The organism is Paenibacillus gallinarum (genome assembly GCF_014836635.1).
Classification (GTDB): Bacteria; Bacillota; Bacilli; order Paenibacillales; family Paenibacillaceae; genus Paenibacillus; species Paenibacillus gallinarum.
On sequence record NZ_JACSQL010000001.1, the window covers coordinates 925,058 to 941,751 of the forward strand.

A 16,694-nucleotide genomic window follows, 5' to 3' on the forward strand; every position below is an offset into this window, starting at 1 on the left:
TGTCACAAGGGGGACATCTAGATGAAACACCGAAGTTTGAATGATCGATTGATGATGTTTATCATCTACACTCTTCTTATTTTACTAGGGTTCTCTACATTCTATCCTTTCTGGAATGCGCTGGTGGTCTCCTTTAATGAAGGGATGGATACGTCTCTCGGAGGTATAACCTTTTGGCCCCGGGAGTGGACACTCGAGAACTACAGCATTGTATTCCAAGACAGCCGGATATTAAATGGATTTTACATATCGATCATGAGAACACTAATCGGTACTTTATTTTCCGTTCTATTTACAGCGATGCTTGCGTTTGCGATGTCCAAACAGGACCTAATCGGCAGGAAATATTATATGGTCTTCTTTATCGTAACGATGTACTTCAGTGGTGGTTTGATTCCTTCATTTTTAGTAACACGAAGTCTTGGTCTGATGGATTCTTTCTGGGTGTTCATTATCCCGACGTTGATCAGTGTATGGAATATGATTATTTTCCGAACCTTCTTCCGTGGATTACCGGATGGGTTGCTTGAGTCAGCGCAAATTGATGGATGCGGTCATTTTAAAACTTTTTTCCGCATTGTCCTTCCGCTTTCAGGTCCTGTTATAGCGACTTTGTCGCTATTCACGGCAATCTTCCACTGGAATGAATGGTTCTTACCGAGTATTTATATTAACAATGAAAAGTTATTGCCTATTCAATCCATGCTTCAACAGATACTGAATTCTAACATCATGAGTGAACAGATGTCGCAGCTAGACTCTGCTGCACAAGCCCGTATGTCTCGTATGAGAAGTGTGACCACGAAGTCGCTTTCTATGGCAACGATGATGGTTGCTACACTTCCGATCATTGCCGTATATCCTTTTGTACAAAAGTATTTTGTGAAGGGTGTGCTGGTTGGATCGCTGAAAGAATAGGTGGTTAAAGTTCATTTGACTTTGGACCATAGATTGTTTTGCCAGACATATTAAGGGGAGGGTTACAAAGATGTGGAAAAAAAGAAACAAGGGAACTAGCATCTTGCTAGTTGCACTGCTTGCATCAGCTATCGGGATTGCAGGGTGTTCAAGTAGTAATGGGGGAACAGCTGTTACACCGGAAGCAGAACCTACTCCGCCAAAAGAAAACGTAGAATCAACTTCTTTTGAACTGGGGAAAGAAGATTTAAATTTTACTTTCTACGGTCATTATGATTGGTACACAATGCCGCAGTGGGGCGGCGACGAAGCAAGTAAATGGATCAAAGACAATAAAAAAGTGAATGTATCTGCAATTAATTCCGGGGGAAATGCTGCTCAAAAGCTAAACACGATGATTGCTGCATCTGAACTCCCTGATGTGATCTGGATGGACCGTAATGCGGATGTAGAGCGTCTGCGTGAGGCGGGAGCGCTTGTCCCATTCGATGATTATCTTGATAAATATCCGAACCTGAAAGAGTGGGCTGGAGAAGATACGTTAAATATGCTTCGCTCTAGCGACGGCAAGTTATATCAATTCCCGAATTGGTATACTTCACAGCCAAATGGTAATGCGGGATACTTAGTTAACAAGAAGATGTACACGGAGCTTGGTGAGCCAGCACTAGAAACAACAGAAGACTTGTATAACTACCTTGTACAAATTAAAGCAAAATATCCGAATGTTGTTCCGTTTGAACCGGATCTTGCGGTAGATGGCCAAGGACTAGATGTTCTTTACGGCTCCTTTGGCGAAGATCATCCTCCCGTCTTTGTAAAGGAAAGAGGAGTACCAAAAGATAATCAGCTGACTTCTATTTTCCTTGATCCTGTATTTAGAGAATCAACGCAATATGCAAGCAAATTGTTCCGTGAAAAATTAATGGCACAAGATGCACTTACTCAAACAAAAGACCAAATCAAGGAAAAAGTATATACAGGGCGCGTTGCTGTAGCAGCAGGTGCAAGTCCGACAGAGTATGGTGCTGTGGGTGATATTGAGCTGAAGAAAAAGGATCCAAATGATGGTTACTTCATGATCTGGCCTGTGCACAAAGAGGGTCTCGACAAAAACAAAATCTGGGCGGGTACGTATAACAGTCTTGGTTGGAACGTAAGTGTCATTACGAAAAGTGCAAAAGATCCAGAAAAAATCTTTGCTTTTCTTGACTGGTACACATCTCCAGAAGGTCAACGTGTCATTATGTGGGGACCTGAGGGGAAATACTGGGATGGAACAGATGAAGATGGAGCTCCGAAATTCACGGATGCTTATGTAACAGATGTGGAAGGACGCAACAAAATGATGGATGCAACGGTTAACCTTCAGTGGAATGGAAATACCGTTTTTGTTGATAATGCCAAAATGAAGTTTGAACAATCACTTCCAGCAGATCAGCAAAACTGGGAGACAAAATATCAATCCGAAGTTACTTGGAAAACACAGTTCGATGCGACAGAATATATCAACCTTACGGCGATGCCTGAGTCCGAAGAAGGAATTATTCAGCAGCAATTGAATGAAATTTTCACAGAAGCAAGAGCCAAAGCGCTTTATGCAAAAAGTGATGAGGAAGTATTATCTATCCTAGATAAAGCCCATGAAAATGCAGTAGCTATCGGATATGATAAGTTACTTGCTTTCAAAACAAAAAAATGGCAAGACAATATCGCTAAAATTTCTGGGAAATAATTCAATTTCATACTCGCTCATTTCATTTAGTAAAGTATAATAATGGTAAACGCGCACCGCTCTTTTTTTAGAACGGTGCAATGCGTTTATCATTTATTCGTTGTGAATTCTCTACAAGGGGGAATGACACTATGTATCAGGTACTCATTGCAGACGATGAGATTTTAGATCTGGAAGGGATGTGTCAATTTATCCCTTGGGCAGAATTGGGGCTTGAAGTGACGGGAGCCGTGAATAATGGATTCGAAGCTCTGGAAGTGATGGAAACAAAACATGTCGATATTTTAGTTACGGATGTACATATGCCTGGGATGACTGGAATGGAGCTGGCTCGTAAAGCCCTTCAACTGCGTCCAGATTTAAAAATAATATTTGTAAGCGGATACCAAGACTTCGCTTATGTTAAGGAAGCTTTGTCCTTACAAGCCTATAGTTATGTGCTGAAGCCAATGGATGATCAGGAACTGATTACCGCACTTCAAAAAATAACGAATGAATTGAACGAAAAACTTCTACGCGAAGAAATGGACTTGGTATTTAGTCAGGCAGCGATCAAATCCATCGAGTATCACCTGATTGGAACACGCGTAGCTCATAAAAGTGAACAACATACAGATATATACCGAATTACATCGGATGCGAAAGCGCTTATTTTTAATAAACCACTGGATTGCTTGGTCTCCTGTCTGCTTGCTTGTGATCGAGTTATGGTACAGGAAGAACTTAAAGAGATGCTTGGAGTAGATCGTGGCGAAAACATCAAATCTCAACTGCATTTTATGGTGCTGTATTTACTTATACGTATCGATCATTATGTCAGTACTCAATTGAATTACCCTGTTGGTTTTATTCCTCTTAACGAACTTGAGGTAGAGAAGATCAAAAACCATCAAACCAAAAGTGAACTTCTCTTCTGGTTGACAGATCATTTATTGAATCTATTCGACATGGAGAATCACCCGAGGTTCAAGCAAAAGAAACATGCCAAGGTGATCGGGCGGGTTATTCATTATATAGAAGAACATTTACATCTGAATGTGACTCTCCGCGAGGTCGCTGACGAGCTATGCTTTTCTCCTAATTACTTAGGAGCGATCTTCAAGGAACAGACGGGGAAAAGTTATAATGAGTATATTATTGCCCTGCGTATGGAGAAAGCCCGGGACTTATTGCAAGATCCAAAAATCAAAGTGTATGAGGTAGCTGATCGCGTCGGATACCGATATATGCCGTATTTCAGTAGACAATTCAAAGAAACATATGGGATGACTCCTATTGAATATCGTAGAAAAGCATAAGAAAGAATGAGGCTGGCTCCATGTATAAACGGATGAATCAGAGTGCGAAATTTTTACCTTTTGGCTGGAAATTATTTATTTCTTATCTCGTCTTCATTATCCTCCCGGTCGTAATCTTGGGATATACCGCTAACTCCATTCTGGTCGATTCCATGCGGACACAAACCATCACCAATCTACAGGGAACACTTGCTCAGATGAGGGATAATGTCAGCTATAAATTAAGGGATACCGAAAGAATATCAGATATGCTTTACTACGATGAGGCGCTTGCACTGAGTCTTAGGAGTTCAGAAGAAGGCTGGATCAGTTACGAGAAAACATCAACGACTCTTCTTCCGAAATTTAGGCAAGCGGTTGAATCAACGAATCAAAAATTATGGTTGTCTATTTATCTGCGGGATCCGAACTTACCCGAAGTATATTATGATGCAGGACCAGTAGATTTACTAAAGGTGAAAGATAAATATTTTGATGTATATCATATTAATCGAATTCAATTTGAGGAATGGTATCGAAGTTTCCCGCCTGAGAAGTATGGCAAGACAATGAAATGGTCTCAAGTGGATGATGATGAACAGTTTGAACGAATTTCTTTACTTCGGCGGTTGGTGAATACACTAGATCCTCTTGATTTGAAAGAAATTGGTTTTATTCGCGGCAGTATCTATCTATCTGAATTGTTTGAAAGTATGGATTATAATAAAATCGGTCCGGGAAGTATGATTGAAGTTGTCGATCAGAATGGCCAAAAAATGTACGCTACCAGTGATCTGAATGCAGAAGGTCATCATGCCAAGCGTAATGAGAGTGCTTCAAGTGAACTGATTATCCATGAGGAGATACCGGAGCTTGACTGGACAATTACTGCCTATGTACCTCAAGGGATTTTGGGAAAAGGAGTACAGAAAGTTACCCAGATCACGCTGCTGATCTGCTTTTTGTTTGTAGTATTGATTAGTGCGGTAGCCAGCTATTTCTCCAGATATATTTCGAAAAGATTCAGTAAGCTGATCTCCGTACTTGTTATGTTTCAGCAGGGGGATTATCATAAACGAATTCATTATAAAGGAACCGATGAATTTACATTAATAGCGGATGCGCTTAATAAAATGGGGGAGCAAACGGAACATTTAATTGGGGAAGTGTATGAAACCAACCTGAAAAATAAACAGGCTGAACTTGAGTCGCTTCAAGCCCAAATTAATCCCCATTTTTTATATAACACGCTTTCTTCAATCAGTCGGCTAGCGAAGTTTGGAAGAGTGGAGCAGCAGCATGAAATGGTCATGAATTTAGCAAAATTTTACCGGCTGACCTTAAATGATGGGAAGACCATCATTTCTATTTATAAAGAACTCGAACAGGTGCAGGCTTATCTGGATATTCAGAAGGTGAAGTACGGAGACCGTATGGAAGTGGATTTTAATATTGATCCTGATCTATTGCGGTATTAGACAATCAAGCTGATTTTACAGCCTTTTATTGAGAATGCACTAGAGCATGCCTGGTGTGGAGATCGAATTTATATCCGGGTCACGGGTGAACAGCTCGAGGACAAGGTTGTATTTCAGATCATTGATGATGGAGTCGGCATGAAGTCTCCGCATGCACAATCTTTGCTTGAAAAAGATAGAAATAAACAAAAAGGGTATGGAATATGTAATGTACATGAACGGATTCAGTTGTCTTTTGGTGAAGAGTACGGGGTAACCATTTATAGTCAGCTTGGTATTGGAACAAGTATCACAATCATCATTCCGGTGCAGAAAAAGAGTGGTCTCTCACCAAAGAAATCAGATTTTGGTTGATTTTACCACAACATTCCTAGTAACATAGGCATAAGAAAGTATAAAGGAGAGACATCTTATGCATGAGCATCGGCTGCTGGATAGTGAACATTCCAAGGAATTGTTCTCTTATTACGGTTTGGCGGTATACTACTCACAAGCCTTAGAACAACAACTCGTCAATTTGCTGGTGCTAATGAAGCTGACGCAAGGAAAGATTAGCCCGGAAGAGGAACTTACGAACTTATATTACAAAAAATTAGGAAGTTCATTAGGTCAACTGGTTCATGAAATACAGCATAATTTTGATTTCTCAGAAGAGGAAAGTATTCTTTTAAATAATATATGGAAAAAACGAAATTATATCGTGCATGATTATTTTAAGGAACGCATATTAGAAACCTTCACTCCCGAAGGTCGTTCTCAGATGATTGATGAGCTTATTGAATTCAAAGATCAGGCGCAGAAGCTGGAGTATAAACTACTGCATTACACACAAGTGCTGATTAATCAGCTTGAACTCGAAGAGGAGACGGATCAAGAGTTATACGATGAGGAATGGGAAGACGGCTATTCGGCTGATGGTGATGAGAATTCAAAATAATAATAAAAACCCTCTTGCAAAATTGTGATTGCTCTCTAGGCAAACCAATTTTGCAAGAGGGTTTTTTATGTGAGTTCGTGCATGATTGTTGATTACAGCGGGACAGATGTCTGCGCTAGGGCTGGCTGTTTCACTTGATCTGTAACAGTGGAATCAGGCAGTAAATTCCCTTGTTGAAGTTGATACATCTGATAGTATCGTCCGCCAAGAGCCATTAGCTCATCATGATTTCCGCGCTCCGCAATCTGCCCTTGGTGAAGAACTAATATCTGATCGCTACTACGAATGGTAGAGAGACGATGGGCAATGATAAAAGTGGTTCTCCCTTTTTTCAAAACTTCCAGCGCACTTTGGATAATGGCTTCTGTTTCCGTATCAATATTGGCGGTTGCTTCATCTAAGATCAGGATAGCAGGATCATAAGCTAGTGCCCTTGCAAAAGAAATCAACTGGCGCTGCCCAGCAGATAAGGTGCTTCCTTTTTCTACGACGGGTTCGTCAAAACCTTGCGGAAGATGAGAGAGTAACTGTTCCGCACCCACATCCCGAAGGGCCTTTTCAATGGTATCTCGAGAAATTTTATTATCATTCAAGCTGACATTTGAAGCAATGGTACCCGTAAAAAGATAAGGATCTTGTAGTACAATTCCCATATGTTCTCTAATCCATTGTTTAGGAATATCTTTGACATCCTGACCGTCAATTGTAATCGTGCCTTTTTGCGGATCATAAAAACGAAATAGCAGATTAATAATTGAACTTTTTCCTGATCCGGTATGACCAACTAGCGCAACCGTTTCACCTTGTTTCGCTTCAAATGATATATTCTTGAGCACATAATCTCTGTTATAAGCGAAGGAAACGTCTTTAAATTCTACATTGCCAAGATATCTTGGCATAGAACTGTCCGTTACTTGTTCGCCGGTCTCGTCCATGAGTTCAAAAACACGCCCTGCTGATACCATGGAAGAATCCAGGTTAGCCAGCTGATTAACCATGCCTGTAACCGGCTGGAATAAACGGCTTAGTACGTCGACAAATGCGTAAAGTACACCAAGAGAGATCAGACTTGATCCATCTATTGAACCTGCACCGAAATAGAGAAGAACAATGGCGAAAGCGAGGTTACGAAGTACGTTTACAAGGTTGTGGGTGGTGAACGCATTTAAATTGAGCATTTTGTTCTGATGATTCATGTAATCTTCGTTTAACGCTTCGAACTCCTCGTTTGTTTTCTTCTGACGGCGGAATACGCGAATGATAGACATTCCTTGAATGGATTCATTAATCATGGCATTAATTTCGCTAAGTCTGGAACGAATGATCGTATTATATTTTGTTGCAATTTTTCGGTAAAGGATCATCCACACCACCAGTAAAGGGACAACGAACAGGGAGATGAGCCCTAGCTTTACATCTAGAATGAAGAGAGCAACATAAACCCCAATCATGGTGATGATTCCTGAGAAGAAATTCGAGAGTACAGCTACAAACAAATCTTTGACTGCTTCCGTATCATTCGTGATCCGAGAAACGACTTTACCTGCTGGTAAATTATCGAAATAATGAACAGGAAGCCTTTGAATATGAGCGTATACATCCGTACGGAGCCTTTGGATTACTTTATTCGCTGAAGATTGTAGCCAGTACGTTTTCCCAAAATCCATAATAATTGCTATGAGTAAAAATATGAAATATAAACCGACAAGCTTATAAATACCTGGAAGCTCTGGAGCATAGAAAGAAAATAGCTCATCTACAGATAACGGAGTTGCTTGATAAGCTGCGCTTTGTTCACCGCGTGTCACCGTGAGTACTCCATTTTCATAAGTGCGAGTCCCGCTTTCTATGGTGACGGGTTCATTAATAAGATAAAAAGAGCGTCCGCTTTGTAAGATACGAATTTCCTCACCTTGTGTTTCTCCTTCACGAAAGCGGTCATAACGTTTGTAATATTGATCTTGATATAGAACAGCGTCTTGACCTGGCTCTGACTCAAAGTAAGGTTTTTCGATCGCAAGAACGTGATTATCAATCATGTTTTTTGCGATAAACGGAGCCGTCAGATCAGCAGCAACTCCGATAGATAACATGATAAGTGCAGCAATGAAGGTTCCTTTCGATTGTAGTGCATAGGCAAATAATCGTTTAGTCACGTTTTTTGTATAATTCATATAGAGGGCACCTCCTTAACGAGTGAGAGTAGATTCGACTTGCTGACGTACGTATTGTTCTTTATACCAACCATCTTGGTTCAGGAGTTGTTCATGCGTACCTTGTTCCACAATTTTCCCTTGTTCTAGAACGATGATATGGTCCGCATGTTCTACCGCAGATAAACGATGGGTAGAGATGAACGTCGTTTTGCCGGATCTCTGTTTTCGAATATTGGTTATAATTTTTGCTTCGGTACGTGCATCCACCGCTGATAAGGCATCATCGAGAATAAGTATGTCAGGATCTGAGATGAAGGCCCTTGCGAGAGATACCCGCTGTTTTTGTCCTCCTGATAAAGCAATTCCTTTTTCACCAACGAGCGTTTCTAGTCCATCGGAAAGCGTACCTAAATCTCCGTCAAACGCCGCGGTGCGAATCGCATCCATAATCATTTCTTCATTAGCGTGAGGTTTACCAAACTGAATGTTTTCTCGCACTGTTTTCGAGAACAAAATCTGTTCTTGCGGAACATATCCAATCCAGCTGTGAAGTTGGTCTTTTGAAATGTCATCCATCTTGGTATCGTTAATTAGAAGCTCTCCAGAACCAGAGGGATACTCATGAAGAAGTTGTTTCAGCAAGGTTGATTTCCCGCTTCCTGTTCTTCCAACCACACCAAGAGTCTGCCCTTGATGAATATCAAGATTAATGTCAGTCAGATTGGGGACTGTAGAAGTTGGATAACGGAAGTTCAGGCCTTTCATTTGAATACGTTCAGGTGCATTTACATGTACGGGTTCAGCAGGATCTTGCACATCGGGGACTACATGTAATGTTTCGTTCACACGGTCTAGGGAGGCACTGCCGCGCTGCATGACATTAATCAGCTCCCCGATGGCAAACATCGGCCAGATCATCATTCCAAGATACATGTTGAAGGATACGAGATCTCCTAATGTAATTTCATTTCGAAAAACAAGGTAGATTCCGTAGCCAAGTCCGATAATATAACTGAGCCCAACAAACAGGCGAATGGTAGGTTCGAACAAAGCATCCATTCTAGCTACAGCTAAATTTTTACGGTATACATCATCTGTAATTCCATTAAAGCGTTCTTCATCATGACGTTCTTGTACATAAGCCCGAATGACACGAACACCTGCCACGGATTCAAGGACTTGGTCGTTCATATCACCAAAAGCATCTTGCGCAAGAGAGTAGCGCTCATGCACTTTTTTTCCATAGATCATCATGGCTATAGCTATAAAAGGAAGCGGCAGAGTTGCAGCAAGCGTGAGTTTCCAGCTGATCAGAAACCCCATTGCAAAGAGTACTGTCGTCAAGTAAGCGGTCGAGTCTGTTAAGGTGAGCATTCCAAACCCTGCAGTTTGAGCAACAGAGCGTAGGTCGTTAGTAGCTCTTGCCATCAGGTCGCCGGTACGATTTCGCTCAAAGAATGGCGGAGTCATGCGGAGCAAGTGGCCCATAAACCTTGATCTAAGTAATTTTTCGACGAGGTTTGCTCCTCCAAATAGCTTGTGCATCCAAACATATGTAATAAAGTAGATGACCAGAATAATACCAAGAATAAGTAAAATATAGCGGGTGAGTGAGGGCCAGGTGATGGAACCGGTGACAATCTCATCAATGGCATGCCCGATCAGTCTTGGTGGAAGCAGTTCAGCGATGCCGACCAGAATTAGCAACATCAAACCAACGATATATCGCTTTCGCTCCTGTTTAAAATACCAGCTTAAATTTTTAAGTACTGCGAACAAGGTAATCCCATCCTTTCTAAAATGAATTTCAATTTCGTTCATCTGTTCTGTGATACGATTCAGGGTCCTAGCGCAATCTTACAAACCACAAAAAAAGGCATACCGTTCGCTAAACGGTATGCCTTCCTATATTCAGGTTCATACGTAGCAAATGTCACGTGCGTGAGCAGAAGCCGTTAATGATTGGTTGTAAAAAAGTAGGTGTAAAAGTCGTGAGATACATTTTCACTGATTAGAATGAATTCCAATATTATTGATGGGCTGCTCCGTATTCAGTTGTCTGGTTGTAAATAAATCATCCATAATTCTAAACATCGGAATCACCCTTTCTCGTATTGGTAATTAATTCTAGCTAAGGAATCGTCTGAAAAAAATATTATCACCTGACAAATTATATGTCAAACATTTTCATAAAAATACAAATGCTGGGTGTTTTAAAAATTGTTCTCCATTTTATACTCCATTCATGCGGCTTAAGTATGACTTGAAGGGAATCAATATGATAATATAAAAACAAACGATGAGGAGTTGACATAACGATGAGCATACACGTAACGGAAGCAGCGGCAGAATGGTACAAGAAAGAGCTTGGAATATCAGATGGCGAAGCCATTCGATTTTTTGCTCGGTACAGCTCTGGCGGAGGTCTTCATCCGGGCTTCTCACTCGGTATTTCTGTAGAACAACCCGAAGATCCGATTAAACGAACAGAGGTTTCAGGCATCACTTTCTTTATGGAAGAGCAAGACTACTGGTATTTAAAAGGTCATCGTTTGGATGTAACCTATGTAGAAGCAGAAGATGATATCTTATACCGATACGAAACAGAAACAGAATAAACAAGTTGAAGTCACTTAATTACTTGTAGCTTATAGACAAGGAGGGAGGTCCTCGTGAATTCCAAAAAAGGAGATCTTGGGCAATATGTAATGAAAAGATCCTTGATTGCAGTAAAAGCTGCAGTGGTCGTCTTGAACAAACAGGGTAAAATTTTACTTCAACAGCGTGCTGACGATGGATTATGGTGCATACCTCTTGGCAGCATGAAGCCTGGCGAGATATTAGAAGAGACTGCGCTACGTGAGTTATGGGAAGAAACAGGACTTAGAGCGGAGGGCATGAAGCTCGAATCACTGCTGTCTGGTCCTGAACTGAAGCGAACGTTTGCTACTGGAGACGAAGAGTATGATCTGATTGCAGTTTATTCTGCTCAAGGCCTGCTCTCTTCGGAACTAGATTACGGGGCAGTCAAAGAAGAAGGACCCTTGCGCTTTTTTGCAAAAGAGGAAACTCCAGAACTTTGTCCAGTTACAAGTATGATGCTTTCTCGTTTATAAGTACACAAAAACAGCCTCTCCTGTATTAGCAGGGGAGGCTGTTTTTGTGGTGCATACCAATAAAATAAAAGTCAAGATTCCGTGAAGTCGTTATTTTCGACAGCATATTCAAAATCATCAATATCATAAATTTGAACAGAAACCTTTGCTTCAAGGATTCGTGAGATCCATTCGACTTGATCCGTCAGAAGCGGAGCCTTAAAACGCTGAGAGGTAATAAGCAGTTCTGTCTCGATTGGATCAAATAACTCACCAAACACTGCAGTATCGAGTGCGTTCACGATACGTATAGAAACCAGATCACTGAGCAGTATAGGTGAGCTTTGCGCCCAAGGGATCTGAAGAGTTCTCCGTATTTTTTTTTGATTGAGCGGTTCTTCAAAGTACTGGAGCAGCTGACTTATTTTTTTCTTAACATGCTGATCCTCGTGCTTCGATTCCATAAGCGGATCGAGGCTAGATTGTAATTCGTATAATTCCACCACCGTGGTATAAGGTAACAGATATTCAATAGGCGCTGATGGCGCCAGTAACTGACCATATATTGCGATCATCACGGCTTCCGTAACCAGTGTTCGTGGCATTGGGGTAATCCTCCTGCTGCTGCGATGTATTTTCTTGTTTTTGTCAATTGATATGAGTATAACATATATCACTTTAGCTATATAGCTTAAGAACGGGCGGCAGACAAAAGACCATCTCTTTGGTTTGAAAGAGATGGTCTTTTGATAAAGTATTAGGATTTACCAATCAGTAAGGATAAGATACCCGCAGCAATGAGCGGACCAACAGGGACGCCTTTAAATAGAGCGACACCAAGAACGGTTCCGATAAGAAGTCCAGCGACGACGGTAGGTTGTCCACTCATCAGGCTGGCGCCGCGTCCGCCAAGGTATGCTACTAGCATACCAATGGCAATGGCAAGGAGTGACCTCCAGTTTAGAAAAGAAGAGCCAAGCGTATCCAGGCTGATCTTCCCGCTGGCCAGAGGAGCCATGACGCCAATCGTAAGTATGATAATACCAATGGTCAGACCGTACTTCTCGAGCCATGGAAAAGCTTGCTGCATACCGGTTACCCGGATAAGCAGAAGAACAACCACGGCAATCGTAATGGGGGTATTACTGCTGATAATCCCGAGAGCTGCAAAAGCTAACAGCAATAGGGATGTGACATCCATTGTTTTCATCCTTCCTTAACCGCATCGGCAGCTTTGGATTTAATATGTTCCGCGATGAGCTTACCATGCCATCTTCCAGACTCGATAAATACTTCATTGGCATTCCGTCCCGAAGCTATAACGCCCGCTATGTAAATTCCAGGAACACTGCTCTCCATTGTGTCCGGGTTAAAGAGAGGCTTGTCCATATCATCGGACATGGTAACGCCTATAGAGGTGAGTAACTTGCGATCTGGTCGAAATCCTGTCATGGCAAGTACAAAATCATTGGCAAGCTCGAAAGGAATGCCTTCATTTGGAGTAACCACTACATGATTTTCATGAATTTCGGTAACTCGTGAAGAAAGATGCAGTTTTATTTTCCCTTTAGCTACCATCCCTTCAAAAATAGGACGTACCCATGGTTTGATATGCTCGGAAATACTGTTTCCACGGTAGACCATGTCAATATTTGCATCCACTCGGGCAAGCTCTAGAGCGGCATCAACGGCTGAATTGCTGCCCCCAATGATCGTAACTTTTGTACGTGCATAAGGATGAGCTTCCCGGAAGTAATGAGTTACCTTATCCATTTCTTCACCCGGAATACCGAGGTAATTAGGATGATCAAAATATCCCGTGGCAACAACCACATGTTGTGCCTCATATATTGTGGTTTCATCTTTGCGATTCTTCGTTTTGACATGAAAACCTCCTTCAGCAGAAGGTTCAATGGCATAAGCTTCTTCATACAAAGACATTTCTAAATCATAATGCGAAGCAACTTTACGGTAATAGGCAAGTGCTTCATAACGATAGGGTTTGTCATTAGGCGAACTGAAGGGAACATTTCCGATTTCAAGCAACTCTGCGGTACTGAAAAATTGCATATTTGTTGGATAGAGGTAGATCGACTGAACGACATTATATTTTTCAATGATGTGTGCGGATAGACCAAGCTTTTTACATTCAATAGCAGCAGAAAGACCGCAGGGGCCTCCTCCAATAATAATGACATCTTTCTTCATAAGCCTTATTTCCTCCTTTAATCATTATCTCTCCATACTTCATGGATAAACATAGGTATTATTATCCTATCGTATTCACCATTTGATTGCCAGTAAACAGGTGTCAGGAATGGAGGTTTACAAAAATTTGTAATTAGATTAATGATCGATTCCCACCCAGTATAAGAAAAAATTGATTGTGCTTCAGCATATGGTGGAGCAGCTTGATCAAGGTAAAAAATATGAAGAAAAAGAAATTAATGAATTTATTAAGAAGTATCATGAAGATTTTGCGACTTTACGTCGGGAATTTATTATGCACCAGTTTATGTACAGGGAAGATGGAATCTATGAAGTGAATCCAGTTGAAATGTGGACTCGGTGGGACCAAGTAAAATAAAGTTTGACACAAAAACGTATTTTGTGTAACATATGGAAAAAATGATGAAGGAGGCGATACCTATGAGTAACCATATGATGATGATTTTGTTAGTTGCTTGTACACATCGTCTCCCAAACGGACCACAGTTTATTAATGAGTAGTACGTTGTATTATGAACGTAACACTTGATTAATAACTGTTCAGCATCCGCAGGGGGAAGATCCTGAGGATGCTTTTTTTATTGCTATATTATAATGACAGAGGGGAACGGCTATTTATGTTCTCTTAGTCATGGATTATAGACATGAAAAGAAAGCAGAACCGCAGGATGTTGTTTCCTGCGGTTTTTTTGTGTCTGTTTGGCGAGGTGGAAAATGACCTAAGAACGAAAAGTGAAAATGGAGGGTTACCTTTGAATAATAACCGATTAGAACAGTGGGGCTGGGCAGAAGAATGGAACAAGAAATGGATAAAAACGATTGAATCGATGAGCGTGGAAGAAGAAGCAATTACAGCAGCTTATGAACCGGCACGTATCATTGCGGACTATGGTCAGAAGTTTGGTGTTATTACAGCGGAAGGAAGACGGTTTGCATCTCTTACCGGTAAATTTAGACAAAGGCAAGAGGCAGGTGGAATGAAACCCGGTGTCGGCGATTTTATTGTGATTACTTCTCATGGAGCACAAGATGATGTGAAGGTGCATGAGGTTTTGGAACGAAGCAGTATCATTGCTAGACAGGCCGCTGGAAATGAGACGAAAGAACAAATTATTGCTACGAATGTGAACACCTTATTCATCGTGTGTGCACTAAATAAAGACTACAATGTAAGACGGTTAGAAAGATACCTAATTCTAGCTTGGAACAGCGGGGCAAATCCCGTTATTGTGCTTAGTAAAAGTGATTTAAATGATGATGTAGCATTTAGGCTTGCAGAGACAGATGAAATTGCACCGGGCGTCCCCGTGATTGCGGTATCTGCGAAACTTGGCATAGGTAAAGACCTTCTTGATCAATATGCCTGTCCTGGACAGACGGTAGCGCTTATCGGATCATCTGGTTCTGGTAAATCTACAATTATTAATTGGCTTACAGGTCAGGAGGAACAAATCACACAAGAGGTGCGTGACGATGACAGCAGAGGAAGACACACGACAACGCATCGCGAATTATTCCTATTACCGGATGGTGGAGTTATCATTGATACACCTGGTATGAGGGAATTATCGATCTGGGATGATGGTGACGGGATAGCACGCACGTTTGATGACATTGAACAATGGGCGAAACAATGCTATTTTGATGACTGTCAGCATGGGAGAGAAAAAGGCTGTGCTGTAAGAGAAGCCATAGAAACAGGAACGGTGGATGCAAGTCGGTTAACGAATTATCACAAAATGCAGCGTGAGATTGCTTATCAACTGCGGAAAGAAGCGGAAGTTTCCAAAAGGAATAGTAAATCCACAAAAAATGCTCCACGGCGTAAAAAAAGAGGTGAGTGGCGCGCTGAAGTAGAGGAGGATTTTGGAGCCTCAAAATAATCAGGTGCATACGATAAGGGCAGGAGGAGTTGCACATGCCAAATTATCGAATCATTGTGGACCAAAGTGATCACATGCTTTATTTGTTGGACAATGATGTTGTGGTAAGGGGATACCCAGTAGCAATTGGAGCGATGGTTTCACAAACACCCGTTGGTGATTTTACTATTGTGAATAGACAAGCGAATCCTGGTGGCCCATTTGGGGCATATTGGCTTGGTTTATCGAAAGCACATTACGGTATTCATGGGACCAATAACCCCTCATCAATTGGTCATAATGTATCTCATGGATGCATCCGCATGTATAACGAAGATGTACTTGATCTTGCTAGTAAGGTAACGGTGGGCACTAGAGTTACGATCCGTCCCTGATGTCTAAGGCGTAAGTGGTTATTTTGTGCTCAATGTTTCTGTAGTGGTGACGGGAAACGTTCCTTCCGTGCTCTGCGTTACTGTTTTGCGTCGGGAAACGTTCCTTCCGTGCTCATGCTCCGCTTGTTTTGTCTGGACGTAGGTAGACTCGGAGAAGTAAGGGTCCAGCCAAAGCCAAAAGTCGCTATGATCTCGGAATGATCTTATTCCCTGGAGTCACGTTGTAGGGTGAAGCAGCGCAAAGCTTCCTCCACACGTGAGGAGGGGTAAAGGACGTCGCTGTTTCCCTGGGGTAAACAGCGAGTCATAGAAGAAAGAGGGGCGGCAGGCTAGTAAATAGCTGCCTTTTATTTGTTATGTGAATAAGAGAATAGTGGGTAAATGGCAATGGAGCTAAGGACAGATAACTTGTGCTCAGCGTTACTGTAGTGCGTCGGGAAACGTTCCTTCCGTGCTCATGCTCCGCTTGTTTTGTCTGGACGTAAGTAGATTCGAAGAAGTAAGGGTCCAGCCAAAGCCAAAAGTCGCTATGATCTCGGAATGATCTTGTTCCCTAGTGTCACGTTGTAGGTGAGCAGCGTAAAGCTTCCTCTCCACGTGAGGGAGGGGTAA

The 16,694-nt window shown here is 41.7% G+C and carries 16 protein-coding genes and 1 pseudogene; 11 read left to right on the forward strand and 6 right to left on the reverse strand.

The features are described 5' to 3' along the window. Nucleotides 1–21 precede the first annotated feature (21 nt). The 6 genes from H9647_RS04495 (at nt 22) to H9647_RS04520 (ending at nt 6,345) form a co-directional block, all read left to right on the forward strand. Entirely contained in the window at nt 22–918 is an 897-nt protein-coding gene (locus tag H9647_RS04495) for a carbohydrate ABC transporter permease (protein WP_191798507.1), read from the forward strand. Between the two features lie 70 nt (nt 919–988). Continuing rightward, a complete protein-coding gene (locus H9647_RS04500) occupies nt 989–2,653 on the forward strand; it encodes an extracellular solute-binding protein (RefSeq protein ID WP_191798508.1) in 1,665 nt (554 codons plus the stop codon). A gap of 131 nt (nt 2,654–2,784) precedes the next feature. Then, a complete protein-coding gene (locus H9647_RS04510) occupies nt 2,785–3,951 on the forward strand; it encodes a response regulator transcription factor (RefSeq protein WP_225229034.1) in 1,167 nt (388 codons plus the stop codon). Nucleotides 3,952–3,971: 20 nt separating this feature from the next. Next, the gene (locus H9647_RS04515) at nt 3,972–5,408 is read left to right on the forward strand and encodes a sensor histidine kinase (protein ID WP_225229035.1); all 1,437 of its coding nucleotides are present in this window, start codon (nt 3,972–3,974) and stop codon (nt 5,406–5,408) included. Nucleotides 5,409–5,420: 12 nt separating this feature from the next. Further along, complete coding sequence (locus H9647_RS25670) at nt 5,421–5,762, forward strand: sensor histidine kinase (RefSeq protein ID WP_318245261.1); 342 nt, start codon at nt 5,421–5,423, stop codon at nt 5,760–5,762. A 58-nt stretch (nt 5,763–5,820) separates the two neighbouring features. Further along, the gene (locus H9647_RS04520) at nt 5,821–6,345 is read left to right on the forward strand and encodes a hypothetical protein (protein WP_225229036.1); all 525 of its coding nucleotides are present in this window, start codon (nt 5,821–5,823) and stop codon (nt 6,343–6,345) included. A 92-nt stretch (nt 6,346–6,437) separates the two neighbouring features. Here the strand turns inward: H9647_RS04520 and H9647_RS04525 are convergent, their stop codons facing one another. Both H9647_RS04525 and H9647_RS04530 read right to left on the reverse strand, forming a co-directional pair. Further along, the gene (locus tag H9647_RS04525; RefSeq protein WP_191798509.1) at nt 6,438–8,519 is read right to left on the reverse strand and encodes an ABC transporter ATP-binding protein; all 2,082 of its coding nucleotides are present in this window, start codon (nt 8,517–8,519) and stop codon (nt 6,438–6,440) included. A 15-nt stretch (nt 8,520–8,534) separates the two neighbouring features. Further along, a complete protein-coding gene (locus H9647_RS04530) occupies nt 8,535–10,280 on the reverse strand; it encodes an ABC transporter ATP-binding protein (RefSeq protein WP_191798665.1) in 1,746 nt (581 codons plus the stop codon). Between the two features lie 539 nt (nt 10,281–10,819). On the opposite strand from H9647_RS04530, the gene H9647_RS04535 reads away from it, so the two are divergent. Both H9647_RS04535 and H9647_RS04540 read left to right on the forward strand, forming a co-directional pair. Continuing rightward, on the forward strand, nt 10,820–11,119 hold the full coding sequence (locus tag H9647_RS04535; protein WP_191798510.1) for a HesB/YadR/YfhF family protein: 300 nt from the start codon (nt 10,820–10,822) through the stop codon (nt 11,117–11,119). A gap of 54 nt (nt 11,120–11,173) precedes the next feature. After that, entirely contained in the window at nt 11,174–11,617 is a 444-nt protein-coding gene (locus tag H9647_RS04540; protein WP_318245254.1) for an NUDIX domain-containing protein, read from the forward strand. A gap of 71 nt (nt 11,618–11,688) precedes the next feature. On the opposite strand, the gene H9647_RS04545 is transcribed toward H9647_RS04540, so the two are convergent. The 3 genes from H9647_RS04545 to H9647_RS04555 form a co-directional block, all read right to left on the reverse strand. Beyond that, complete coding sequence (locus H9647_RS04545) at nt 11,689–12,201, reverse strand: ADP-heptose synthase (RefSeq protein ID WP_191798511.1); 513 nt, start codon at nt 12,199–12,201, stop codon at nt 11,689–11,691. Between the two features lie 152 nt (nt 12,202–12,353). Then, the gene (locus tag H9647_RS04550; protein ID WP_191798512.1) at nt 12,354–12,797 is read right to left on the reverse strand and encodes a DUF441 domain-containing protein; all 444 of its coding nucleotides are present in this window, start codon (nt 12,795–12,797) and stop codon (nt 12,354–12,356) included. Between the two features lie 5 nt (nt 12,798–12,802). Further along, the gene (locus H9647_RS04555; RefSeq protein WP_191798513.1) at nt 12,803–13,804 is read right to left on the reverse strand and encodes a YpdA family putative bacillithiol disulfide reductase; all 1,002 of its coding nucleotides are present in this window, start codon (nt 13,802–13,804) and stop codon (nt 12,803–12,805) included. Nucleotides 13,805–13,952: 148 nt separating this feature from the next. On the opposite strand from H9647_RS04555, the pseudogene H9647_RS04560 reads away from it, so the two are divergent. The 3 genes and pseudogenes from H9647_RS04560 to H9647_RS04570 form a co-directional block, all read left to right on the forward strand. Continuing rightward, a pseudogene (locus H9647_RS04560) lies at nt 13,953–14,183 on the forward strand (DUF2087 domain-containing protein); the annotation flags it as partial. A gap of 394 nt (nt 14,184–14,577) precedes the next feature. Continuing rightward, nucleotides 14,578–15,708: a ribosome small subunit-dependent GTPase A gene (gene rsgA, locus H9647_RS04565; protein ID WP_225229037.1), complete on the forward strand. Its 1,131-nt coding sequence runs from the start codon at nt 14,578–14,580 to the stop codon at nt 15,706–15,708. 35 nt (nt 15,709–15,743) lie between these two features. Then, the gene (locus tag H9647_RS04570; protein ID WP_191798514.1) at nt 15,744–16,082 is read left to right on the forward strand and encodes a L,D-transpeptidase; all 339 of its coding nucleotides are present in this window, start codon (nt 15,744–15,746) and stop codon (nt 16,080–16,082) included. A gap of 420 nt (nt 16,083–16,502) precedes the next feature. On the opposite strand, the gene H9647_RS04575 is transcribed toward H9647_RS04570, so the two are convergent. Next, a complete protein-coding gene (locus H9647_RS04575) occupies nt 16,503–16,679 on the reverse strand; it encodes a hypothetical protein (RefSeq protein WP_191798515.1) in 177 nt (58 codons plus the stop codon). Nucleotides 16,680–16,694 lie beyond the last annotated feature (15 nt).